3 protein-coding genes are annotated in these 3,466 nt (G+C 72.5%); 2 read left to right on the top strand and 1 reads right to left on the bottom strand.

The features are described from left to right. Together D7V93_RS40375 and D7V93_RS40370 are read left to right on the top strand one after the other, a co-directional pair. The coding region (locus D7V93_RS40375; RefSeq protein ID WP_147451600.1) for an Hsp70 family protein at nt 1-1,337 on the top strand (1,337 nt) is incomplete at its 5' end. A 107-nt stretch (nt 1,338-1,444) separates the two neighbouring features. After that, nucleotides 1,445-2,068 (top strand): hypothetical protein, encoded by a 624-nt coding sequence (locus D7V93_RS40370; RefSeq protein WP_120648335.1) that lies wholly within the window; start codon nt 1,445-1,447, stop codon nt 2,066-2,068. A 40-nt stretch (nt 2,069-2,108) separates the two neighbouring features. Here D7V93_RS40370 and D7V93_RS40365 read toward each other — a convergent pair whose 3' ends face one another. Then, a complete protein-coding gene (locus tag D7V93_RS40365; RefSeq protein ID WP_120648334.1) occupies nt 2,109-3,446 on the bottom strand; it encodes a glutamate--cysteine ligase in 1,338 nt (445 codons plus the stop codon). Nucleotides 3,447-3,466: the final 20 nt, after the last annotated feature.

The raw sequence follows: 3,466 nt of genomic DNA, 5'->3' as shown, positions 1-3,466 counted from the left end.
CCCCACACCTGCGCTGGCTGGGCCCCCAGCTCCCCTTCCCCGTCGCCACCGACCTTCGCGGCGACGCGGGCGTGGAGCTCGGCGGCCGCGTCGTCAGCCCCGCCCTCTTCACCACCCTGCTCCTGCGCGAGCTGCACCAGGCGGCCACCGCGTTCCTCGGCCGCAAGGTGACGCGCGCCGTGCTCTGCGCCCCCTCGCACTTCACCGAGCGCCAGCGCGCCACCCTGCGCGAGGCCGCCGCCCAGGCCGGGCTGGACGTGCCGCGCGTGCTCACCAACAGCGCCGCCGCGGCGCTCGCGTACGCGCACGGCCGGGGCATGGCCCGAAAGCGCGTCCTCGTCGTGGACCTGGGCGGCGGCGGCCTGGAGGTCTGCGTCGTGCAGGTGACGGGCGACGACCTGGAGGTCATCACCACCGGTGGTGACCCCACCCTCGGCGGCATGGACTTCGACGCCCGCATCGCCGAGGTGCTCGTCAGCGACCTCTCCGAACAGGGCCACCCGCGCCCCGAACACCTGCTCGACTGGGGCCCCCTGCGCGCCATCGCCGAATCCACCAAGGAGGCCCTCTCCACCCGCGACTCCGTGGACGTCACCCTGCCCACGGGCAAGGGCCCCACGCTCGACCGCGAGCGCATGGAGGCCCTCACCGCCGACCTCGCCCAGCGCGTCGTCGCCGTCACCCGCGAGGTGCTGGAGTCCAACGCCCTGTCCCCGCAGGGCCTGGACGCCGTGCTGCTCGTGGGAGGCCAGAGCCGCGCGCCGCTCGTGCGCCGCCGGCTGGAGGAGAGCCTGGGCGTGCCCGTGCGCGACGACGTGGACGCACGGAGCGCGGTGGTGCGCGGCGCCGCGCTGCTCGGCCACGCGCTGCTGCTCGCGGAGACGGGCAAGCCCTCCGCCAGCGTCTCCGAGGTGCTCACCGCCCCCATCGGCGTCGCCGAACACTCCGGCGCCTTCCGCCGCGTGCTGGAGCGCAACACCCGCCTGCCCACCTCCAAGACGCTGGTGCTCCCCGTCACCGCCCCCGGCCCGCTGGCGCTCGCCTTCTTCCAGGGCACCGCGCCGTCGTCGATAGACAACGAGTGGCTCGGCGCGCTCCACCTCACCGTGGAGCGCGCCGGCGAGGTGGAGGTGCACCTGGAGCTGTCCACCGACGGCACCCTGACCTTCGGCGCCACCCTGCCCGGCGGCAAGCGTCAATCCGTGGCGCTCGCGACCGAGGACCTGGACGACGCCGCCCGCGAGGCCCTCATCGCCCGCTCGCCCTTCCTCACCGGCCCCGAAGCCCGCCCGAGCGGCCTGCTCTCCGGCCTCAAGAAGCTCTTCGGCCGACGCTAGCGGCCCTCGCCCCCCTGGCTCCGTCCGCCGGGCAGGTGCTGCGTCCGTCGTCCGGGTCCCAGTTTCCATTCCAGGTCCCACACAGCACAACCGGGAGGAAGCTGGACATGAGACGGATTTCGATGATGGCAGGCGTGGTGGCAGCCGGCGTGTGCGTGGCTGGCCAGGCTTTCGCGATGGATGCGACCCAGGTGGGGCGCAGGATTGGCTACAAGGAACAGGACCTGAAACCCGGCCTGGACGTGCGCGTGGGCCTGGGCGGCTTCACCGGAGAACTGGACAACGAGACGGGCGTCGGAGGGCTGTTCGGCGTCAACGCCATCGCCCAGGCCTCTCCCCTGCTCGGCGTGGAGGTCGGCTACGAAGGCCAGCGCATCCCCATCGATGACGCCCGCGTGCGCGACGGCCAGCACATCTGGCGCAACAACGGGACGCTCCTGGGCAAGCTGGGCCCCGTCATCAAGAACAAGCTGCACCCGTTCGTGGGCCTGGGCGTGGGCCTGAGCTACCTGGACTCCTCCTCCGGCTCGGAGCCCATCTACAGCAACGACTGGCAGACGGAGTTGCCGCTGGCGGCGGGCGTCGACTACCGCGTCGGCAGCCTCTTCGCCGGCGTGCGCGGCACCTACCGCCTCGTCGGTGGCGAGGAGCTGACCACCGTCCCCGGCACCACCGACGACGCCAAGGGCAGCCTCTTCAACGGCAACATCACCGTGGGCGGCCGCTTCTAGAGCGCCGCCCCCAGGGCCCGCGTCCGCGCAGGGACGCGCTTCACAGCTCGAAGCGCGTCATCAACACTTCCGGACGCGGGTCCTTCTCCCACGCGTCCAGCACGGCCCGCGCGGGCGAGTGCCCCGACGCGGCCACCGCCTCCAGCGGCGCCAGCAGCTGCGCGTCCAGCGGATCCAACCGCTGGAGCCCGCGCTTCGCGATGCCCACCATCTCCCCCGCCAGCCGGTGCAGCTCGTGCGTCCCCAGCTTCCCGGCCAGCCCCTCGCGGCGCGCGGTGTCGTGGAACGCCAGGTGCTCCGTGAAGCCCAGCCGGGGCAAGAGCAGCTCCGCCTCGTCCAGCGCCTGCTTGTCGTAGAGGATGCCGCGCCACAGGGCGCCCAGGGCCCCCGTCATCGCCGCGCTCGCACAGTCCGCGCCGCGCACCTCCAGCACCTTCTTCAGCCGCACCTCGGGGAACAGCGTGGACAGGTGGTCCGTCCAGTCCCCCATGTCCGGCGGCTTGCCCTCGTAGCCCTCCTTCAGGAGCTGGCGGAAGGTGAGCTTCGGGTGGCGGTACTCGCCCGCGCGACGCAGGAACAGCAGCGGCGCGTCCAGCGCCCAGTCCACGTACGCCTGATAGGAGAAGGAGCCGTCGAACCAGGACGGCAGGTAGCCGCACCGCGTGGGGTCCACCTCTTCCCAGACGCGGCTGCGGAACGACATGTAGCCGGACGGCTTGCCTTCCAGCAGCGGGCTGTTGGCGTACAGCGCCACCAGCAGCGGCGACAGGCGCGCCACCGTCACCGTCTTCTTCACGCAGTCCGCTTCGTCCGCCCAGTCCAGCGACACCTGCCCGGTGGACGTCATCAGCATCATGTTCAAGGCCAGCCGGCCGCGCTCCGGCAGCGTGCGGCGCATCACCTGGTAGCGCGTCTTGGGCATCCACGGCATCTGCGCCGTCGTGCCCACCGGCCGGTACCCCAGCGCCACGAGCCGCAGGCCCAGCTGGGACGCCGCCGCCTTCGTGTCCTTCAGGTGCGCCAGGTTCTCCGCGTGCGCCTCGCGCGCCGTGAAGAAGGGGCTGCCGGACAGCTCGAACTGCCCGCCCGGCTCCAGGGAGATGGCCTCGATGCCGCGCTGCAACGCGATGACCGGCGACTGGGGCGTCTCCCGGAAGGGCTCGTAGCCCCCCGGCGCCAGCTTCTCCAGCAGCGCCCCCACCCCGTTCGGCCCCTCGTAGGGCACGGGTTGGGCGGACCCCACCGGGTAGATGAACTTCTCGTGCTCCAGCCCGAGCCGATGCTCGGTCCGGGGCTTCCCCGCCGCCCGGAGGCCTTCTACGAGCGGGGCGGAGGACGTGAGGGGCTCGGAGGCCACGCGCTTGAGGTCGAGGGACATGAGGGCGCCCTATATAACGG

This window comes from Corallococcus llansteffanensis (genome assembly GCF_003612055.1).
GTDB lineage: Bacteria > Myxococcota > Myxococcia > Myxococcales > Myxococcaceae > Corallococcus > Corallococcus llansteffanensis.
Note: the sequence above shows the minus strand (reverse complement) of the source record. Positions and strands in the feature narration are given on the sequence as shown.